Source organism: uncultured Aquimonas sp., from assembly GCF_937888285.1.
Lineage (GTDB): Bacteria > Pseudomonadota > Gammaproteobacteria > Xanthomonadales > Xanthomonadaceae > Aquimonas.
Map to the genome: position 1 here is coordinate 98848 of NZ_CALART010000011.1, position 17086 is coordinate 115933.

At 70.7% G+C, this 17086-nt stretch carries 16 protein-coding genes and 1 tRNA gene; 3 read left to right on the forward strand and 14 right to left on the reverse strand.

The genetic code is table 11. The features are described from left to right. Positions 1 to 2 precede the first annotated feature (2 nt). Both Q0654_RS02770 and Q0654_RS02775 read left to right on the forward strand, forming a co-directional pair. Positions 3 to 530, forward strand: a complete 528-nt coding sequence (locus tag Q0654_RS02770; protein WP_298850264.1) for an SRPBCC domain-containing protein — start codon at positions 3 to 5, stop codon at positions 528 to 530. 133 nt (positions 531 to 663) lie between these two features. Next, the gene (locus tag Q0654_RS02775; RefSeq protein WP_298850266.1) at positions 664 to 1977 is read left to right on the forward strand and encodes a hemolysin family protein; all 1314 of its coding nucleotides are present in this window, start codon (positions 664 to 666) and stop codon (positions 1975 to 1977) included. 20 nt (positions 1978 to 1997) lie between these two features. Here the strand turns inward: Q0654_RS02775 and Q0654_RS02780 are convergent, their stop codons facing one another. From Q0654_RS02780 to Q0654_RS02825, 10 genes are all read right to left on the reverse strand, one after another. Beyond that, the gene (locus Q0654_RS02780; protein ID WP_298850267.1) at positions 1998 to 2432 is read right to left on the reverse strand and encodes a cytochrome c oxidase assembly factor Coa1 family protein; all 435 of its coding nucleotides are present in this window, start codon (positions 2430 to 2432) and stop codon (positions 1998 to 2000) included. A gap of 84 nt (positions 2433 to 2516) precedes the next feature. Further along, entirely contained in the window at positions 2517 to 4040 is a 1524-nt protein-coding gene (locus Q0654_RS02785) for a Ppx/GppA phosphatase family protein (RefSeq protein ID WP_298850269.1), read from the reverse strand. An 11-nt stretch (positions 4041 to 4051) separates the two neighbouring features. Continuing rightward, entirely contained in the window at positions 4052 to 6121 is a 2070-nt protein-coding gene (ppk1, locus tag Q0654_RS02790) for a polyphosphate kinase 1 (RefSeq protein WP_298850271.1), read from the reverse strand. A 107-nt stretch (positions 6122 to 6228) separates the two neighbouring features. Then, a complete protein-coding gene (phoR, locus tag Q0654_RS02795) occupies positions 6229 to 7572 on the reverse strand; it encodes a phosphate regulon sensor histidine kinase PhoR (protein WP_298850273.1) in 1344 nt (447 codons plus the stop codon). Between the two features lie 53 nt (positions 7573 to 7625). After that, on the reverse strand, positions 7626 to 8315 hold the full coding sequence (gene phoB, locus Q0654_RS02800) for a phosphate regulon transcriptional regulator PhoB (RefSeq protein ID WP_298850275.1): 690 nt from the start codon (positions 8313 to 8315) through the stop codon (positions 7626 to 7628). 49 nt (positions 8316 to 8364) lie between these two features. Beyond that, the gene (locus Q0654_RS02805; RefSeq protein WP_298850277.1) at positions 8365 to 10026 is read right to left on the reverse strand and encodes a M48 family metalloprotease; all 1662 of its coding nucleotides are present in this window, start codon (positions 10024 to 10026) and stop codon (positions 8365 to 8367) included. A gap of 89 nt (positions 10027 to 10115) precedes the next feature. Next, a complete protein-coding gene (locus Q0654_RS02810) occupies positions 10116 to 11078 on the reverse strand; it encodes a DUF979 family protein (RefSeq protein WP_298850279.1) in 963 nt (320 codons plus the stop codon). Continuing rightward, positions 11075 to 11782: a DUF969 domain-containing protein gene (locus tag Q0654_RS02815; RefSeq protein WP_298850281.1), complete on the reverse strand. Its 708-nt coding sequence runs from the start codon at positions 11780 to 11782 to the stop codon at positions 11075 to 11077. Before Q0654_RS02815 ends, Q0654_RS02810 begins: the two co-directional genes overlap by 4 nt. Beyond that, positions 11779 to 12537: a 5-oxoprolinase subunit PxpA gene (locus tag Q0654_RS02820; RefSeq protein ID WP_298850284.1), complete on the reverse strand. Its 759-nt coding sequence runs from the start codon at positions 12535 to 12537 to the stop codon at positions 11779 to 11781. The genes Q0654_RS02815 and Q0654_RS02820 overlap by 4 nt, the downstream gene beginning before the upstream one ends. Before the next feature lie 79 nt (positions 12538 to 12616). Next, a tRNA-Ser gene (locus tag Q0654_RS02825) sits at positions 12617 to 12706 on the reverse strand. A 241-nt stretch (positions 12707 to 12947) separates the two neighbouring features. Here Q0654_RS02825 and Q0654_RS02830 point away from each other — a divergent pair. Next, positions 12948 to 14189, forward strand: coding sequence for a M12 family metallo-peptidase (locus Q0654_RS02830; RefSeq protein WP_298850286.1), 1242 nt, complete (start codon positions 12948 to 12950; stop codon positions 14187 to 14189). A 9-nt stretch (positions 14190 to 14198) separates the two neighbouring features. On the opposite strand, the gene Q0654_RS02835 is transcribed toward Q0654_RS02830, so the two are convergent. The 4 genes from Q0654_RS02835 to Q0654_RS02850 are packed head-to-tail and all read right to left on the reverse strand — an operon-like array spanning position 14199 to position 17048. Continuing rightward, on the reverse strand, positions 14199 to 15224 hold the full coding sequence (locus tag Q0654_RS02835) for a serine/threonine-protein kinase (protein ID WP_298850288.1): 1026 nt from the start codon (positions 15222 to 15224) through the stop codon (positions 14199 to 14201). Then, positions 15221 to 15928, reverse strand: coding sequence for a DNA polymerase III subunit epsilon (gene dnaQ, locus Q0654_RS02840; protein ID WP_298850289.1), 708 nt, complete (start codon positions 15926 to 15928; stop codon positions 15221 to 15223). Before dnaQ ends, Q0654_RS02835 begins: the two co-directional genes overlap by 4 nt. Then, entirely contained in the window at positions 15925 to 16371 is a 447-nt protein-coding gene (gene rnhA, locus Q0654_RS02845) for a ribonuclease HI (protein ID WP_298850290.1), read from the reverse strand. Before rnhA ends, dnaQ begins: the two co-directional genes overlap by 4 nt. Further along, positions 16368 to 17048 (reverse strand): hypothetical protein, encoded by a 681-nt coding sequence (locus Q0654_RS02850; RefSeq protein ID WP_298850291.1) that lies wholly within the window; start codon positions 17046 to 17048, stop codon positions 16368 to 16370. Before Q0654_RS02850 ends, rnhA begins: the two co-directional genes overlap by 4 nt. Between the last annotated feature and the right edge of the window lie 38 nt (positions 17049 to 17086).

Genomic DNA, 17086 nt, shown 5'->3' on the forward strand with positions numbered 1-17086 from the left:
CCATGCGCCACGCCCTCGCACTGCCACTGCTGGCCTGCCTCGCGCCCGGCCTCGCGTCGGCGGAGGTGCTGTCCTCTTCCGCCAGCGGCTTCGCGCTGGAGCAGCGCATCGAGGTCGCGACGGATCCGCAGCGCACCTGGCGCGCCCTGGTCGAGGACATCGGCACCTGGTGGCCGCGCGACCACACCTGGTGGGGGGCGGAGTCGACCCTGAGCCTCGAAGCGCGGGCAGGCGGCTGCTTCTGCGAACGCGCCGGCGAGCGCTCGGCCGAGCATCTGCGCGTGGTCTTCGTCGATGCACCCAACACCCTGCGCCTGCTGGGCGGCCTCGGCCCACTGCAGGGCATGGGCCTGCACGGCGCGCTGGAGTTCAGCATCAGCGCGCGCGAGGACGGCGGCAGCGAGGTGCGCATGCGCTACACGGTCGGTGGCTACAGCGCCACGGATCTGTCCGGGTTCGCGCCCGTGGTCGATCGCGTGCAGGGGCAGCAGTTGGAGGGGCTGCGCGCGCATCTCGAAGCCGAGGGCTGAGAGCATGTGAGAACCTTCCGCCCCCAGCGGCCGTCGCTGGACGCGGGCGACGGGCGCGCTTGAATTCGCGGCGGCCCGCCCCCAGCCCTGCAAGCTGCGCCGGGATGTGCCTGTGCGCGTCCCCGGACTTCCCATGGAACTGCTGCTCCTGCTCGGCCTGATCCTGTTGAACGGCGTGTTCGCCGCCTCGGAGATGGCGCTGGTGTCCTCACGCAGCGCGCGCCTGCAGGCCCGCGCCGAGGCCGGCAGCGCCGGCGCGCGGGCGGCGCTCAAGCTCAGCGAGGATCCGGCGATCTTCCTGTCGACCGTGCAGGTCGGCATCACCACCATCGGCATCCTCAGCGGCGCCTTCGGTGAGAACGCGATCGCCGAACGGCTGATCGGGGTGTTCGAGCAGATGCCGCTGATCGCTGCGCACAGCCAGCTGCTGGCCACGGTCTGCATGGTCATCGCGGTCACCTACTGCTCGGTGGTGCTGGGCGAGATCGTGCCCAAGCGCCTGGCCCTGCTGGCGCCCGAGCGCTTCGCCAGCCTGGTGGCGCCGCCGATGACCGTACTGGCGAAGATCGCGCATCCGCTGGTCAGCCTGTTCAGCTTCTCCAGCAACCTGCTGCTGCGTCTGCTGGGCGCCAACCGCAGCGACGAGCCATCCGTCAGCGAGGAGGAGATCCGCACGATGATCGCGCAGGGCGCGGCCAGCGGTGTGTTCAAACCGGTCGAGCAGGCCATGGTCGGCAACGTGTTCCGGCTGGACGACATCGAGGTGCGCGCGATCATGACCCCGCGCCGCGACATCCGCTGGCTCGACGTCGAGGACCCGCACGCGGTCAACCATGCGGTGCTGCGCGAGGGCCGCTACCAGACCCTGCCGGTGGCGCGCGGCAGCCTCGACGAAGTGCTGGGCCTGCTCGATGCCAAGGACTACCTCGCGCGCTGCCTCGAGGGCGAACCGCCCTCGCTGGAAGTCGCCCTGCATCCGGCGATCTACGTGCCGGAGTCGATCAGCCCCTTCCAGCTGCTGGAGACCCTGCGCCGCAAACGCAGCCATCTGGCCCTGGTGGTCGATGAATACGGCAGCATCGAGGGCCTGGTCAGCCTGACCGACCTGCTCGAAGCCCTGGTCGGCGAGCTGCCGGAGCGCGGCGCCGAGCCCAGCGACTCGGCCGTACGGCGCGAGGACGGCTCCTGGCTGATCGACGGCATGCTCGCCATCGACCGCGTCGAGGAACTGCTGGGTGGCGATCTCACGCTGCAGCAGGACGAGGCGGATGTGCACACCCTGGGCGGCCTGGTCATGCACCTGCTCGGCCGCGTGCCGCAGGTCGGCGCGATCATCGAGCTGCCGGGGCTGCGCATCGAAGTGGTGGACATGGACGCCAACCGCGTCGACCGGCTGCTGCTGTCGCGTACCGTCACGCGCGCGGTGGCGGCCGATTTCGACGCCTGAGCGGGACGCCGCCGCGGCGGCTAGCGGGCGTTCCCGCGCAGGTCGATCGGGGCCCCGCCGCCCGCGGGCACGACCTCCATCCGCTCGTAGACCCAGTCCTCGGCACCCTCGGGCAGGTCGGCGCGCACTTCCAGCACGGCCTCGCCGCGCGGCCCGTGGAGCGGAATCGAGAGTCGTGCCTCGCCGCCGTGCCGATTGCTGACCTCGATCCTGCCTTGGGGCAGCCAGCCCGCTTCGACCGGCTCGCCCAGCAGGGCGCGCACCTCGGCCGAGGCCTGTGCGCGGCGCAGCGGCTCCTGATAGGCCTCGGCCTCGCCCAGCGCGGCACCGATCAGCCAGACCAGGCCAGCGGCGCCGGCAGCGACCAGCAGCAGGAGCACGAGGCAACCCGCGGGAATCCACCACAGCCAGCGCCGCCCGCTGCGGGGCGCCGCGTCGTTCGCCTGTGCCGACATGTCGACCTCCGGATCGGTTCGCTACAGCCTACGCGGGACGGTGGCGATTCCGCTCACGGCTGACGACTGCGCCCGCATGCGGGCCTACTCCAGCTCGAGGTTGAAGCCCGACTCGTGCAGGATCTCCCGCTCGGTGGCGAGGTCGGCGCGCGACAGCGGATGCTGCAGCAGCCAGCTCGGCGGCAGCTTGAGGCAGAGGCCACGCTCGCGGGTCTCCACCTCGAAGCGCGGCAGGCCGCCCGATTCGTGGCTGCGATGCAGCAGCACCGCCAGCCGCAGCAGGGCGACGCAGCGCAGGGTGGTGAGCGGATCGCGACCGCCAGCGCCGGTCTGCACGGACTTGTGCATGCCGCGACGCTGCGAGCGCACCAGCGCGGCGAGGAACTGCTGCTCCTGGTTCGAGAACCCGGCGATGTCGGAGTGCTCGATCAGATAGGCACCGTGCACATGGTGCTGGCTGTGCGCGATGGTCTGGCCGATCTCGTGCACGCGCGCCGCCCAGGCCAGGCTCAGGCGCTCGTCCTCGCCCAGCTTCCAGGCGGCCGCCACCTGGTCAAACAGGGCCAGCACCGTGGCTTCGACGCGCGCGGCCTGGGCCGCATCCACGCCGTAGCGCTGGGCCATGGCCTGGATCGAGCCATCTCGTGGATCGCGCAGGGCCACGCGCCCGAGCATGTCGTAGAGCACGCCCTCGCGCATCGCGGTCTGCGCGACTTTCATCTGGGTGAGACCCAGCTCGTTGAAGGCGGCCTCCAGCACCAGCACGCCGCCGGCGATCACCGGTCGGCGCTCTTCGGACAGCTCGGGCAGCTGGATGAGGTCGATGTCCTCGAAGGCCAGCAGGGCCTCGCGCACGGCAGCCAGGCCCTCCAGGGTGATCTCGCCGCGGCCGAGCTTCATGCCCTTGATGATCTTGCCGATCGCCTTGACCGTGCCGGAGGAGCCGATCACGTCCTTCCAGCCGCGCGCACGATAGGTGGCCGCGAACTGCTGGAACTCGGCCGAGATCTCGGTCAGCCCTTCCTTCCAGCGCTTGCGCGACAGCCGGCCGGTGCCGAAGAACCGCCGCGTCGTCGCCACGCAGCCCATCTGCAGGCTTTCGCGCTCCAGCGGTTCGAAGCCCTCGCCGATGATGAACTCGGTGCTGCCGCCGCCGATGTCGATCACCAGGCGACGGCTGCTCTTCGGCGGCAGGCCTTGGGCGACGCCGAGGTAGATGAGTCGCGCCTCCTCGCGGCCGGAGACCACTTCGATGCGATGACCGAGCGCGGTCTGACCGGGTATCAGGAACGACTGCGGGTTGCGCAGCTGGCGCACGGTATTGGTGGCGATCGCGCGAACCCGGTTGGGGGCGATGTTGCGCAGTCGCTGGCCCATGCGCTCCAGGCATTCCAGCGAACGCCAGAGCGCTTCCTGGGTAAGTTCGCCGCGCTCGGTCAGGCCCGAGGCGGTGCGCACCGACTCGCGCAGACGGTCGACCACGCGCAGCTGTCCAAGCGTGTGACGGGCCACGATCATGTGGAAGCTGTTCGAGCCGAGATCCACCGCGGCCAGCAGCTCGTTCTCGGCGAGGCCCGCGGTGTCGGCCTTGAGCAGGGTCTCGGGCATGCGCGGATCCTTCAGTGGCAGAGCAGGGCGAGCAGGAACTGCTGGGCCGAATGCGGCATCTCGTCGCCCTCGGGAGCGAGCCGCTCATAGCTGCCGTCGGACTTGAGCTCCCAGGCCTGGGTGTTGTCGCGCAGGTAGTTCTCCAGGTCTTCGGTGCGCACGCGCTCGGCCAGGCTGGGATCGAGGATCGGGAAGCAGGTTTCGATGCGGCGCAGCAGGTTGCGCTCCATCCAGTCCGCACTCGATGCGTACAGCTCGGGCTCGCCGCCGTTGGCGAACCAGTAGATGCGGCTGTGCTCCAGGAAGCGGCCGATGATCGAGCGCACCCGGATGTTCTCCGATACACCTTTCACGCCCGGCCGCAGGCCGCAAGCGCCGCGCACGATCAGCTCGACCTTCACCCCCGCCTGCGAGGCGTGGTACAGGGCGCGGATCACCTTGGGCTCGTTGATCGCGTTGAGCTTGGCGATGATGCCGCTGGGCTTGCCGGCGCGCGCATTGGCGGCCTCGCGCTCGATCTTCTTGAGCAGGCCCGGATGCAGGGTGAAGGGCGACTGCAGGATGCGCTTCAGGCGGATCGCCGGCGCCAGGCCCGACATCTGCTGGAACAGCAGGTGCACGTCCTCGCCGATGTCGGCGTTGGCGGTGATCAGGCCGATGTCGGTGTACACCTTGGCGGTGCCGCTGTGGTAGTTGCCGGTGCCGAGGTGCACATAGCGCTGCAGCTTCTTGCCCTCGCGGCGCACGATCAGCAGCATCTTGGCGTGGGTCTTGTAGCCAACCACGCCGTAGACCACCTGCACGCCGGCTTCCTGCAGGCGATCGGCAAGACGCAGGTTGGCCTCTTCATCGAAGCGCGCGCGCAACTCGATGACGACGGTGACGTCCTTGCCGTTGCGCGCGGCCTCGATCAGCGAGCTCACCAGCGGCGAGTTGTGGCCGGTGCGGTACAGGGTCTGCTTGATCGCCAGCACGTTCGGATCGTGGGCGGCGGTCTTCACCAGGTCGAGGATCACCGCGAAGCTGTCGTAGGGGTGGTGCAGCAGCACGTCGCCGCGGCGCACCACCTCGAACAGCTCCTCGCCGGTCTCGTGCGGATGCAGGCGCGGCTTGAAGGCCGGGAACTTGAGGTCCGGCCGATCGACCATGTCGTAGACAGCGGTGACGCGATTGAGGTTGACCGGGCCGTTGATGCGATAGATCGCCGACTCCGGCAGCTCGAAGTGGCGCAGCAGCTGTTTGACGATGGGCTTGGGGCAGGTGTCGGCGATCTCCAGCCGCACCGCATGCGAGTAGCCGCGGCCGACCAGCTCGTCGCGCAGCGCCGAGGCCAGGTTCTCGACCTCGTCCTCGTCGACGAACAGCTCGGAGTTGCGGGTCACGCGGAACTGGTAAGTGCCCTTCACCGTCATGCCGGGGAAGAGGTCCTCGACGAAGGCCGAGAGCACCGCCGACAGCAGCACGAAATCGTGGCTGCCGCCGGAGACGCTGGCCGGCAGCTGGATGATCCGCGGCAGCGAGCGCGGCGCGCGCACCAGGGCCAGGCCGCCGCTGCGGCCGAAGGCGTCCTGCCCCTGCAGCACCACCACCAGGTTCAGGCTCTTGTTGAGGATGCGCGGGAAGGGATGCGCCGGATCGACCGCCAGCGGCGACAGCACCGGCGTGATCTCGCTGTCGAAGTAGTCCTTCAGCCAGCGCTTCTGCTTGGCGCTCCAGGTGTCGCGGGTGAGGATGCGGATGCCGGCGTCGGTGAGCGCCGGCCGCAGGGTCTCGTTCCAGTAGCGGTACTGCGCATCGACCAGCTCGCCGGCGCGCGCGTAGATCTGCGCCAGCGCCGCGGTCGGCGCGATGCCGTCGGCCATGCCGCCGCCGCCGAAGTCCTGCTGGTGGCGGATCGCGGCGACCCGGATCTCGAAGAACTCGTCGAGATTGGTGCAGCTGATGCACAGATAGCGCAGCCGCTCCAGCAGCGGCACGCGCTCGTCCATGGCCTGGGCCAGCACGCGGAAATTGAACTCGAGCTGGGACAGCTCGCGGTTGATGTACAGCGAGGGATCGGTGAGATCGCGGTCCTGGGCCATGGCGTGGGCTTCGATTCGTGTTCTGCGGCGCATGCGCGCGTGGGGGCCCATGATGCCGGAACTGCCGGCGCGGAATGGGGGAGATCCTCCGACCCGTGCCGGCTGTGTCAGGCGGCGTCCGCGCCTTTCGCGTCGCGGAGGAGACGGTGACGGGCATCGAACACGCAGCAGAAGCGGCTGCCGACGCCGACTTCGCTTTCGATCGTCAGCTGCGCCTGGTGCAGCTGCAGGATGTGCTTGACGATGGCCAGCCCGAGCCCGGTGCCGCCGGAGTCGCGCGAGCGGCTGGATGACACGCGGTAGAAGCGTTCGGTGAGGCGCGGCAGGTGCTGGGGCGCGATGCCCGGGCCGGTGTCGATCACGCACAGGCTGACGCCGCCGGCCGCGGTCGGCTGGAACTCGACGCGCACCCGTCCGCCTTCGGGGGTGTAGCGCACCGCATTCGTCACCAGGTTGGAGAAAGCGCTGTGCAGCTCCTTGGCCGAGCCGAGCAGATCGCAACCGGCGGCATCCTCGATCTCGATGCGGTGGCGACCGAGGCTCATGGCCTCGGCCTCGCTGCGCAGGGCGGCCAGCATCGGCCCCATGTCGACGCGCTCGTGCGGCAGCGACTCGCGCGCCTCCAGCCGCGACAGGGTCAGCAGGTCCTCGACGATCTGGGTCATGCGTCCGGACTGCCGGCGCATTTCGCCGAGCATGCCCGCCCACTCGGGCACGTCCTCGGGCTCCAGCATGTCGAGGTAGCCGTGCAGCACGGTCAGCGGCGTGCGCAGCTCGTGCGAGACGTTGGCCACGAAATCCCGGCGCACCTGCTCCAGGTGCAGCAGCTTGCTGATGTCGCGGGCGATCAGCAGCTGCTCTTCCGGCGTGTAGTCGAGCAGGCGCATCGAGAGGCGCAGGCCTTCCGCGCCGGTGCTCGGCACATCGATCAGCGGCTCGGCAGCGCCGGATTCCAACCAGGCCGTGACCTGCGGGGAGCGCACCAGGTTGCTGAAGCGGCTGCCGATGTCCTGCGGATAGGACAGGCCCAGCAGGTGCTCGGTGGACTCGTTGAACCACTCGATGCGCTGCTCGCGCCGGTTCAACACCACCACCGAATCGGGCAGCGCCGCCGCGGCCTGGCGGAAGGCGCGCAGGGTGCGCAGCAGGCGACGCTTGCGCTCGCGGTTCTCGCGCTGGCGCAGGTAGAGCACGCGGGTCAGTTCGGTGAACACGCCCTGCCCTTCCGGCCGCTCCAGCCATTCCCGGCGGTTGAGATGGCCCAGCAGGGCGTGCAGCTGCGCGTAGTGCCAAACCAGCACGCCGAGCAGGCCCGCGCACAGCAGGGGCCAGGGCTGGCCGAGCGCGAGGCCGAGCAGCAGGCTGCCGAGTACGACCAGGGCAAGCCGCCAGGCGGTGTGCTGCCAGGCGCGCTTCGAGCTGGAGGGAGGTGAGAACCGGGTCTTGCGCACGGATGTCATCGGCGGCGGTGGCGCGAGCAGCTTACGCGGGCCGCGGGCGCGGATCAGACATCGGTGGAGAAGCGGTAGCCGGCACCGCGCACGGTCTGCACCAGCGCGTCCAGCGCATGCGGCTCCAGGGTCTTGCGCAGGCGGCGGATGTGCACGTCGACCGTGCGCTCCTCGACGTAGACATTGCCGCCCCAGACGTGGTCCAGCAGCTGGGTGCGGCTGTAGACGCGCTCGGGATGGGTCATGAAGAAATGCAGCAGGCGGTACTCGGTCGGGCCGATGTGGATCGGCGTCTCGCCCGCGTAGACGCGGTGCGCGGCGCCGTCGATGCGCAGCCCGCCGAGCGCCACGCTGCCGTCCTCCTCGTCGCCGCGCGAACGCCGCATCACCGCCTTGATGCGGGCCAGCAGCTCGCGCGCCGAAAAGGGTTTCACCACGTAGTCGTCGACGCCGGCTTCCAGCCCGCTGACGCGGTCGTTCTCTTCGCCGCGCGCGGTCAGCATGATGATCGGCACCTCGCGGGTCAGGCCTTCCTTGCGCAGGCGGCGGGCGAACTCGACGCCGCTCATGCCGGGCAGCATCCAGTCGAGCAGGATCAGGTCGGGCACGCGGCTGACGATGGCCGCCTGGGCTTCGCGGGTGTCGCCGGCATGCACCGGCTCGTACTCGGCCTTGCGCAGGGCGAAGGCCACCATGTCGCGGATGGCGGGCTCGTCGTCGACGATGAGGATCTGCTTCTGCACGGGGCGTCCTTGGTGGGGTTTTCAGCCGCCGGCAAAGTAGATAACAGTTTTATGTCCCTGGCATGACAGCGTTTTCGGCGTCGAAGCCGAGCCCCGAACTGGAGCGCGTCTCGCGGCCGGCGCGGATGCCGCGCTCGCGCAGTTCAAGCACCACGGGCGTGAGCTCGGCGATGCGCGCGTCGATCCGCGCGCGCTGGTAGTAGTCGAGGTCGTCGCGCTGCTTGAGGGCCTGCAGCTGGTTGAGCGCGTCCTCGGCGCGACCCGCGAGATAAGCCGCTTCGGCGTGCGCTTCCGAGGCGCGCACCGGGTCGCCCGCGAGCTCGCTGGCGCGGCCGAAGCTGCGCTGCAGGGCGATGTCGCTGGCCGCGCTCAGCAGCAGCGGGCGCAGCACGGCCTGGGCGCGCCGCCCCTGCTCGGCGCCACCGGTGCGGATCAGCGCATCGGCATAGCTCAGGCTGACCGGACGGCTCTTAGGATGGGCCTCGTACAGCGCCTGGTACAGGCGCTCGGCCTCCTGCTGGCGGCCGCCCAGGTGCAGGGCCTCGGCGCGCGCCAGCTCCAGCCAGTAGCCCGGGGGCGGCTGGCTGATGGCCTGCAGCTGGCGCAGTGCGCCGGGCGTATCGCTGGTCCGCGCCAGCGCCAGCGCATAGCCATAGCGGTCATGGTCGGACAGCCCCGCGCCCTCGGCGGCGGCGCGCTTGGCGAACTCGTCCAGGGCCTGGCCGGGGCTGTCGGCGCTGAGCACGCGCAGCCGCGCCTGCACCCACGGGAACAGGGCGCGGCTCGGCCCCGAATGCAGGCCCTCGACGGCGAAGTGCCGCTCGGGCAGCAGCGGATTGATCGGCCGGGTGTCCAGCCGCGGCGGCGGCTGGAAGCCCAGCGGCATGCGGCTGCCCTCGGCGCGGCCCTTGGCCTCGCTGATGCGGCTGCTGGTGACCGGGTGGGTGCGCAGGAACTCGGGGGCCTCCAGCTCGCCGATCGTCGAGCGCAGGGTGCGGTGCATGCGCGCGAAGAAATCGGCCATCGCCATCGGCTCGTAGCCGGCGCGGGCCAGCGTCAGGATGCCGATGCGGTCGGCTTCGTACTCGTTGCTGCGGGTGTGGTTGATCTGCCGCTGCTGCATCAGCGCCATGCCGCTGACGATGGCCGCCTGCGTCGCATTGCTGCCGCTGTTGCCGCCCGCGCTCTGCGCCACCGCGATGGCACCGAGCGTCGCCAGCAGGATCGGGATCGCATCCTTCTGCTGGCGCTCGACAGCGCGCACGATGTGGCGCTGGGTCACATGGGCGATTTCGTGCGCCATCACCGCCGCCACCTCGTCCTCGCTGGTCGCCGTCAGCACCAGGCCGGAGTTCATGCCGATATAGCCGCCGAGGGTGGCGAAGGCGTTGATGTCGCGCGAGCGCATCCAGAAGAAAGTGAAGTCCTGCTGCGGCCGCTCGCTGACGCTGGCGAGGCGCTGGCCCAGCGCCGTCAGGTACTCATCGAGCAGCGGGTCTTCCAGCAGCATGCCGTAGGCGCGCAGCTCGCGCCGCGTGTATTCGCCGTACATCGCCTCTTCGGCAGGCGTGATCAAGGTACCGGCCGAAGAACCCATGTCCGGCAGCGCCAGCGGGTCACGCGACTGTGCGGCGGCGCCGGCGGCCAGGGTCAATGCCGCTGGCAGCAGCAGCACGCCAAGGCGACGCGCGAAGGTGGAGGGCAAGGCCATGGGCCGGATTCCTGGGGAGCAGCGAAGAGGCATCTTGGCCGGCGGCGGGCGCGGCGAGGTTAACCCGCCGTAAAGACCGCGGCCGCCAATCAGGCGACGTTGCGGAACACGATGAAGTACATCAGCACCACGTTGGCCGCCAGCAGCAGCAAGGCCGTCGGGATCTGCACGCGAATGACCGCGTAGGGGTCGCGCAGTTCCAGCAGCGCCGCCGGCACCAGGTTGAAGTTCGCCGCCATCGGCGTCATCAAGGTGCCGCAATAGCCCGAGAGCATGCCGATCGCGGCCAGCGAGGCTGCATCCGCGCCGTGCATCTGGACCAGCAGGGGCAGGCCAATGCCGGCGGTCATCACGGGGAAGGCGGCGAAGGCGTTGCCCATGACCATGGTGAAACCGGCCATTCCCAGCGCATAGGCCAGCACCACCACGAAGCGGTTGTCGACCGGAATCCACGCCCGCACCAGCTCGGCCACCGCCTCGCCGACGCCGGCGGCCGCGAACACGCTGCCCAGCGTTGCCAGCAGCAGCGGCAGCAGCGCCGCCCAGCCGATCGCGTCGACCAGGCCGCGCGAGTGTTCGACGGCTCGCAGGGGTGAGGTGCGCGTCAAGGCGCAGGCCGCCAGCAGCGCCAGCAGGCAGGCCAGCCCCAGGCCGACCTGGGTGAGCATCTCGCTGCCGAACAGCCGCCACTCGCCCCAGCCGATGTCGGCGCCGAACAGCACCACGGCCACGGTCACCAGCGGAATCACGAGGGCCGGCGCGAACAGGCGATGGCCGAAGCGCGCCGCCGCGGCGGCCAGTCGATCCGCGGACGCCGGCTCGACGCGACCGGCGCGGACGCCGCCGAAACCGGCGAGCAGGGCGAGCGCCACCACCACCCCGCCCATCCAGACCGCGGGCAGGCGATCGCCGATCAGGAAGGACAGCGCCAAGAGGCCCCAGAAGGCCGCGGTCATCGCCCGCCGCGGATTGCTGGCGTCCAGCGCCGACAGCCAGGCGATGCGCGCCACGAACAGGCCGGCCAGCAGGTAGATCAGCGGCAGCGAGATCATGGCTGCGTCCCTGCCGCTGCGCGCGCGGCCTCGCGCGCCAGTCGCGCATCCAGCCGCATCAGCCGCGCACCGTGGATCGCGAAGGCGCAGAGCGCGGTCGGGATGCCCCACAGCGCGATGTCGATGGGCTGCAGCTCGATGCCGTTGTCGGCGAAGAAGCTCTGCATCAGCAGCACCGCGCCGAAGGCGATGAACACGTCCTCGCCGAAGAACATGCCGACGTTGTCGGTGCCGGCGCACAGCGCGCGCAGGCGCTCGCGCTCCGCCGCCGGCAGCAGGCCGTGGCGCGATTCGGCGGCGGCTTCGGCCATCGGCGCCAGCAGCGGCCGCACCGTCTGCGGATGCCCGCCCAGGCTGTGCAGGCCGATCATCGACAGGATCTGCCGCAGCGCGAGGTAGAACAGCAGCAGCCGACCCGCGGTCGCCGCGCGCAGGCGCACGATCACCGTCTGCACGTGCTGCTTCAGGCCGTGCCGCTCCAGCACGGCGATCACCGGCAGGGTCAGCAGCAGCAGCGCGAGAAAACGGTTCTTGACGAAGGCCGTGCCCAAGAGCTCCAGCGTGGCCACCGGCGCGATGCCGGCCAGCAGCGCCGTGGCGAAACCGGCGCCGACCACCACCAGGGCCGGGTTCAGGCGCAGGGCGAAGCCCAGCACCACCAGGCCGACGCCGGCCAGCGGCAGCAGATTGACGGTCGCGCTCACGGGGCGGCGATCACCACGCCGGCCGCCGCGAGACTCGCGCGCAGCCTTCGCGCAAAGTCGACGGCATCCGGACGATCGCCGTGCAGGCAGAGAGTCTCGGCCTCGACCCGCACCACGTCACCGCTGCGTGCCAGCACTTCGCCGCGGGCGATCAGGCCCAGCACCTGCGCCTCGGCGGCGGCGAAGTCGTGCAGCACGGCCCCCGGCAGCGCGCGCGGCGTGAGGCTGCCATCGGCCTCGTAGGCGCGCTCGGCAAAGGCCTCGCCCACCGCCTGCAGGCCCTGCGCGCGGGCGGCCTCGAGCAGGGCGCTACCGGCCAGACCGTAGAGCTTCAGCTGCGGATCGAAGTCGCGCACCGCGCGGGCGATGGCCTCGGCCAGCGCCGCATCGCGCGCGGCCTGGTTGTACAGCGCGCCGTGCGGCTTGACGTGGTGCAGGCGCCCGCCAGCCGCGCGCACGAAGGCCGCCAGCGCACCGATCTGGTACAGCACATAGGCGTAGGTTTCAGCCGGGCTCGCGGCCAGCGCGCGTCGCCCGTAGCCCTGCAGATCGGGCCAGCCGGGATGGGCGCCGATGGCGACGCCGTGTTCGAGGCAGAGCGCCACCGCAGCCCGCATGTGCAGAGGATCACCGGCATGGAAGCCGCAGGCGATGTTGGCGGACGAGGCCAGTGGAATCAGCGCGGCGTCGTCGCCCATGCGCCAGTCGCCGAAGCTCTCGCCCACGTCGCAGTTGAAATCGATGCGTCCGCGCATGCCCTGCCCCTCACCGGAAGGCGGCAGTCGAGCATGCGGGCGAGAGGCCTGTAAAGGCGCGGAAGTCGCGGCGATCGGATGGCGGAGGGAGTGGGATTCGAACCCACGGTGACATCGCTGCCACGCCGGTTTTCAAGACCGGTGCCTTAAACCGCTCGGCCATCCCTCCGCGAGCCGCGAAGTGTAGCGAGTCAGCGACGGCGCGGCACGCCCTGCCCTCGCGCAAGTCAGAGGTTCGGGCCCACGGCATGACCGGGGCGCTTGCCGGCGGCGCGTTCGCTGCCCCACCCGCGCCAGCGAAGTGGCAGCGCTGCGGCGCGCGGCAATTGCCGGTTGCGCGAGCGCGGTCACGCGACCTGCGCGCACCACCCCACTAGACTTGCAACAGTTTTTTGCAATTTGGCGCTCCGATGTCCCTGAACTGTCACCCCGCCCGTCGCCTGCTTGCCGGGCTGCTCGTCTCCAGTGCGCTGACTGTCCCCGCGCTCGCGGCGCAGCCGCAGATCGAGGCCGACGCGCTGCGTGTCCATGCGCATGCGGCGGCGCGGATCGAGGCCGATCCCATCGATCCACGGCGCCTGCGGCTGCACACGGCCGGCGAGACCCTGCTGCTTGAAGTGGAGGACAATCACGCCCTGCTTGCAGAGCTGCCGGAATCGCAGCGTCTGCAGCTGCGCGGCAAGAGCCGCTTCCTGCAGGGCCATATCGTCGGCATCGAGGGCAGCTGGCTGCGACTGTCCGAAGTCGACGGCCACTACAGCGGCGTCTACTTCGACGGCAGCGAGCTGATGCTGCTGGACCGCGTCGACAGCCTGGGCGCCAGCCTGCTGCAGCGGACGAGCGAGGCAGACGACGCGCTGGTGGTGTACCGGCTGCGCGATGCCGAGCTGCCCGGCCTGCTGGACGAGGAGGTCAGCGTGCCCGGCTATGCGCCGCCGAGCGCGGCCAAACGCGTGGACTACGCCGCGTTCAGCCGCCACCTGGGGGCCACCGTGCAGTTCGAGGACACCCGCAACCCGGTCCGCCAGCTGCGCCTCACCGTGGTCACCGACACCGAGTTCGCCAGCGTGCACGGCAGCAACCGCGATGCGGTGGTCGCTTCACGGGTGAACGTTGTCGACGGCATCTACAGCGCCCAGTTCCAGACCCGCATCGTGGTCGGCACCCTGCGCCATCTGAGCAGCAACGGCACGCTGAACACCACCGTGGTCAGCGGCAGCGACACGCTGCTGACCCGTTTCCGCACCTACATGGTCAGCGGCGAGGGCAGCGGTATTCCCAAGGGTGGCTTGAACCACCTGTTCAGCGGCAAGGACTTCGACGGCTCGACCGTCGGCGTGGCCTATGTCTCGACCCTGTGCAGCACCACCTTCGGCTACGGCATCAACCAGGTGCGCGCCGCCAACACCACGACCGCGCTGACCATCGCGCATGAGATGGGCCACAACTTCGGCGCCAGCCATGACGGCCAGACCGGCAGCGTGTGTGCGTCCCAGACCGGCAGCTGGCTGATGAGTCCGAGCCTGAACGGATCGAGCACCTTCTCGCCCTGCTCGCGCGACTCGATCCAGCCGCGCATCACCGCGGCGACCTGCTTCCAGCCGGTCACGGTCGAGGGCGCGGTGTTCCGCAACGGCTTCGAGCCGCAGTAGCGCGGGCGATCAGCGCAACAGGAACAGCAGCACGACCACTGCCAGCACGACGGCGGCCGAGAAGGCCAGGGGGCGCATCCATCGACGCCGCGGCAGCCGAGGCGCGCGCAGCAGGCGCGAGGTGCTGCGCGGCGCGATATCGGCCGCGGCCGGCTCCGCGAGCACCAGGGTCTCCAGCACCTGCACCACCGCGCGGGCGGAGTCGAGCCGGTCTTCGCGGCGCTTGGCCATCAGGCCGTCGACCAGCGGCTGCAGCCACTCGACCGCGCGCGGCAGCTGCGGCACCGGCGCGTGCTCGTGGAGCTCGGCCAGGGCCAGCGGATCCTCGGCCTGGAAAGGCAGACGCCCACTCAGCATCTCGAAGGCCATGACGCCCAGGCTGTAGAGGTCGGTACGCGCGTCGGCGCGCTCGCCGCGAGCCTGCTCCGGTGCCATGTAGGCGGCGGTGCCGGCGATCTGCCCCGAGCGTGACGAGCCCGCGCCCAGCGCCGGCGGCAGCACGCTGTCGGCGGGCGCCGGCGCGCCCTCGACGCGGATCGGTTGCAGCAGACCGAAGTCGGCCAGCACCGCGCGCCCTTCGGCGTCGAACAGCACGTTGCCCGGCTTGACGTCGCGATGCACCAGGCCGCGCGCATGCAGCGCGGAGAGCCCCGCCAGCACCTGCCGCAGCAGGTTCAGCGCCTGCGCGGCCGGCAGCGCGCCGTCGGTTTCGATGCGCTGGCGCAGGCTGCCGCCCGGCAGGTACTCGCTGACGATCTGCACGCTGTCCTCGGCGCGCTGCACTTCGATCAGGCGCTCCAGGTTCGGATGCTTCAGGCCGCGCGCCAGCTGCACCGCGCCCAGCAGTTCCTCAAGGCTGTCGGCATCCGCCTGCAGGTCGCCGCGGACCAGCTTGACCGCCACCGGTCGATGCCGCAGCGGATGCTCGGCGAGGTAGACGCGCGTGCTGCTGCCGCCGCCCAGCAGGCGCTGGATGCGGAAGCCGGCGACTTCGCGCGGCGTGTCCACCGGCAGCGAGCGCGCCTCGCGCTTCACGCCTCGGTGGCCTCTGGCCACAGGCTGCGGCCGCCGCTGGCGCCGCGCAGCTTGTCGACCCAGGCGCGATGGGCGTCAAGGTCCTCGGGCGCCGCGGCCACCACGCGCAGCAGGGCCGGATCGAAGCTGACCCGGCGCGCGCTGGCCGCAGCCGCGCTCTCGACGGCGACCGCGAGACCGAGGTCGGTCTGGCCCGAGGTCATCGCGAGATAGACATCGGCGAGCAGTTCGGCGTCGAGCAGCGCGCCGTGCAGGTTGCGGTGGCCGTTGTCGACGCCGAGGCGCTTGCACAGCGCATCGAGGCTGTTGCGCTGGCCGGGATAGCGCTCGCGCGCCATCGCCAGGGTGTCGGTCACGATGGCGAGGTCGCGCACGCTGGGGCCGTTCGGCAGGCGCGCCAGTTCGGCATTGAGGAAGCCGACGTCGAAGGCCGCGTTGTGGGCGATCAGCTCGGCGCCGCGCAGGAACTCGATCAGCTCGTCGGCGATGCCGGCGAAGCGCGGCTTGCCTTCCAGCGATTCCAGGCTGATGCCGTGCACCGCCTGCGCGCCCTCGTCGATCTCGCGCTCGGGGTGGATGTAGTGGTGGAAGGTGCGCCCGGTGAGGCGCCGGTTGACGATCTCGACCGCGCCGATCTCGATGATGCGGTGGCCGCGCTCGACCGGCATGCCGGTGGTTTCGGTGTCCAGCACAACCTGCCTCATGCGGCCTTCTCCTTGATGCGCAGCGCGGCCTCGCGGGCCAGCTGGTCGACGCGTTCGTTCTCGACGTGGCCGGAATGCCCGCGCACCCAGCGCCAGTCGACCTTGTGCGGTTTCTGCGCGGCCAGCAGCGCGCGCCAGAGATCGTCGTTCTTCACCGGCTTGCCGTCGGCAGTCTTCCAGCCGCGTCGCTGCCAGCCGCCGATCCATTCGCTGATGCCCTTCTGCACGTACTGCGAGTCGGTGTGCAGCACCACCCGGCAGGGCTCGCGCAGGGCTTCCAGCGCACGGATCGCGGCCAGCAGCTCCATGCGGTTGTTGGTGGTGTCGGGCTCGCCGCCGGCGAGTTCCTTCTCGTGCTCGCCATGACGCAGCAGCGCACCCCAGCCGCCGGGGCCGGGGTTTCCGAGGCAGGCGCCGTCGGTGTAGATCTCAACCTCTTTCATGGAGCTCCCAATCGTGCGGCCGCCAGCGCGCGGCGCGCAGGCAGCGGGGTCAGGCCGGGGCGACGGCGCTTGAGCTGCATCAGCAGGCTGGCGCAGAGCGTGGTCGACTGCAGCACCGCCGGCGCCGGCTCGCTGCCCAGCGACCACGGCCAGCGCGGGCCCAAGCCACGCACCGCGCGCAGCTCGAAGCCGGCGGCCTGCGCGCGCTGGCGCATGCGGTTCACCGACAGCGGCAGCAGGCCATAGCGCTGCCAGTGCAGGCGCCAGGCCGACAGCCCGTTCAGGCCGACCAGCACCAGCTCACCCTCCGGCTGCAGCAGCTCCGCGGCCTCGGCGAAATCGAAGCGCTCGAAAGCGGCCTGCGCGGGCAGATGCCAGGCGAGGATCAGGCCGAAGCTCTCGCGGCAGAAAGGCAGGCCGTCGATGCCTGCCCGCAGCGGCCCGGCGAGCACGCCGCTGCGGGCTTCGAAGCCCACCGACAGTGCGGCGCGCGGTCCTTCCAGCGCCACCTCGAATCCGGCGGCGCGGCTGCCGCAAAGGACCAGGGCGCGGCTGCCGACGCAGCGGCTGCCCAGCTCTTGCAGGCCCGGCGCCTCGCAGGCCAGCAAGCGCGCGCCGGCGGCGCTGGCGAACCAGTCGAGCGAAGGCGCGATCGCGGCGGCGGAGGTGGCAGGCATCGGCGGCATTGTCGGCGATTCCTCCGCCTTTGGGCGAC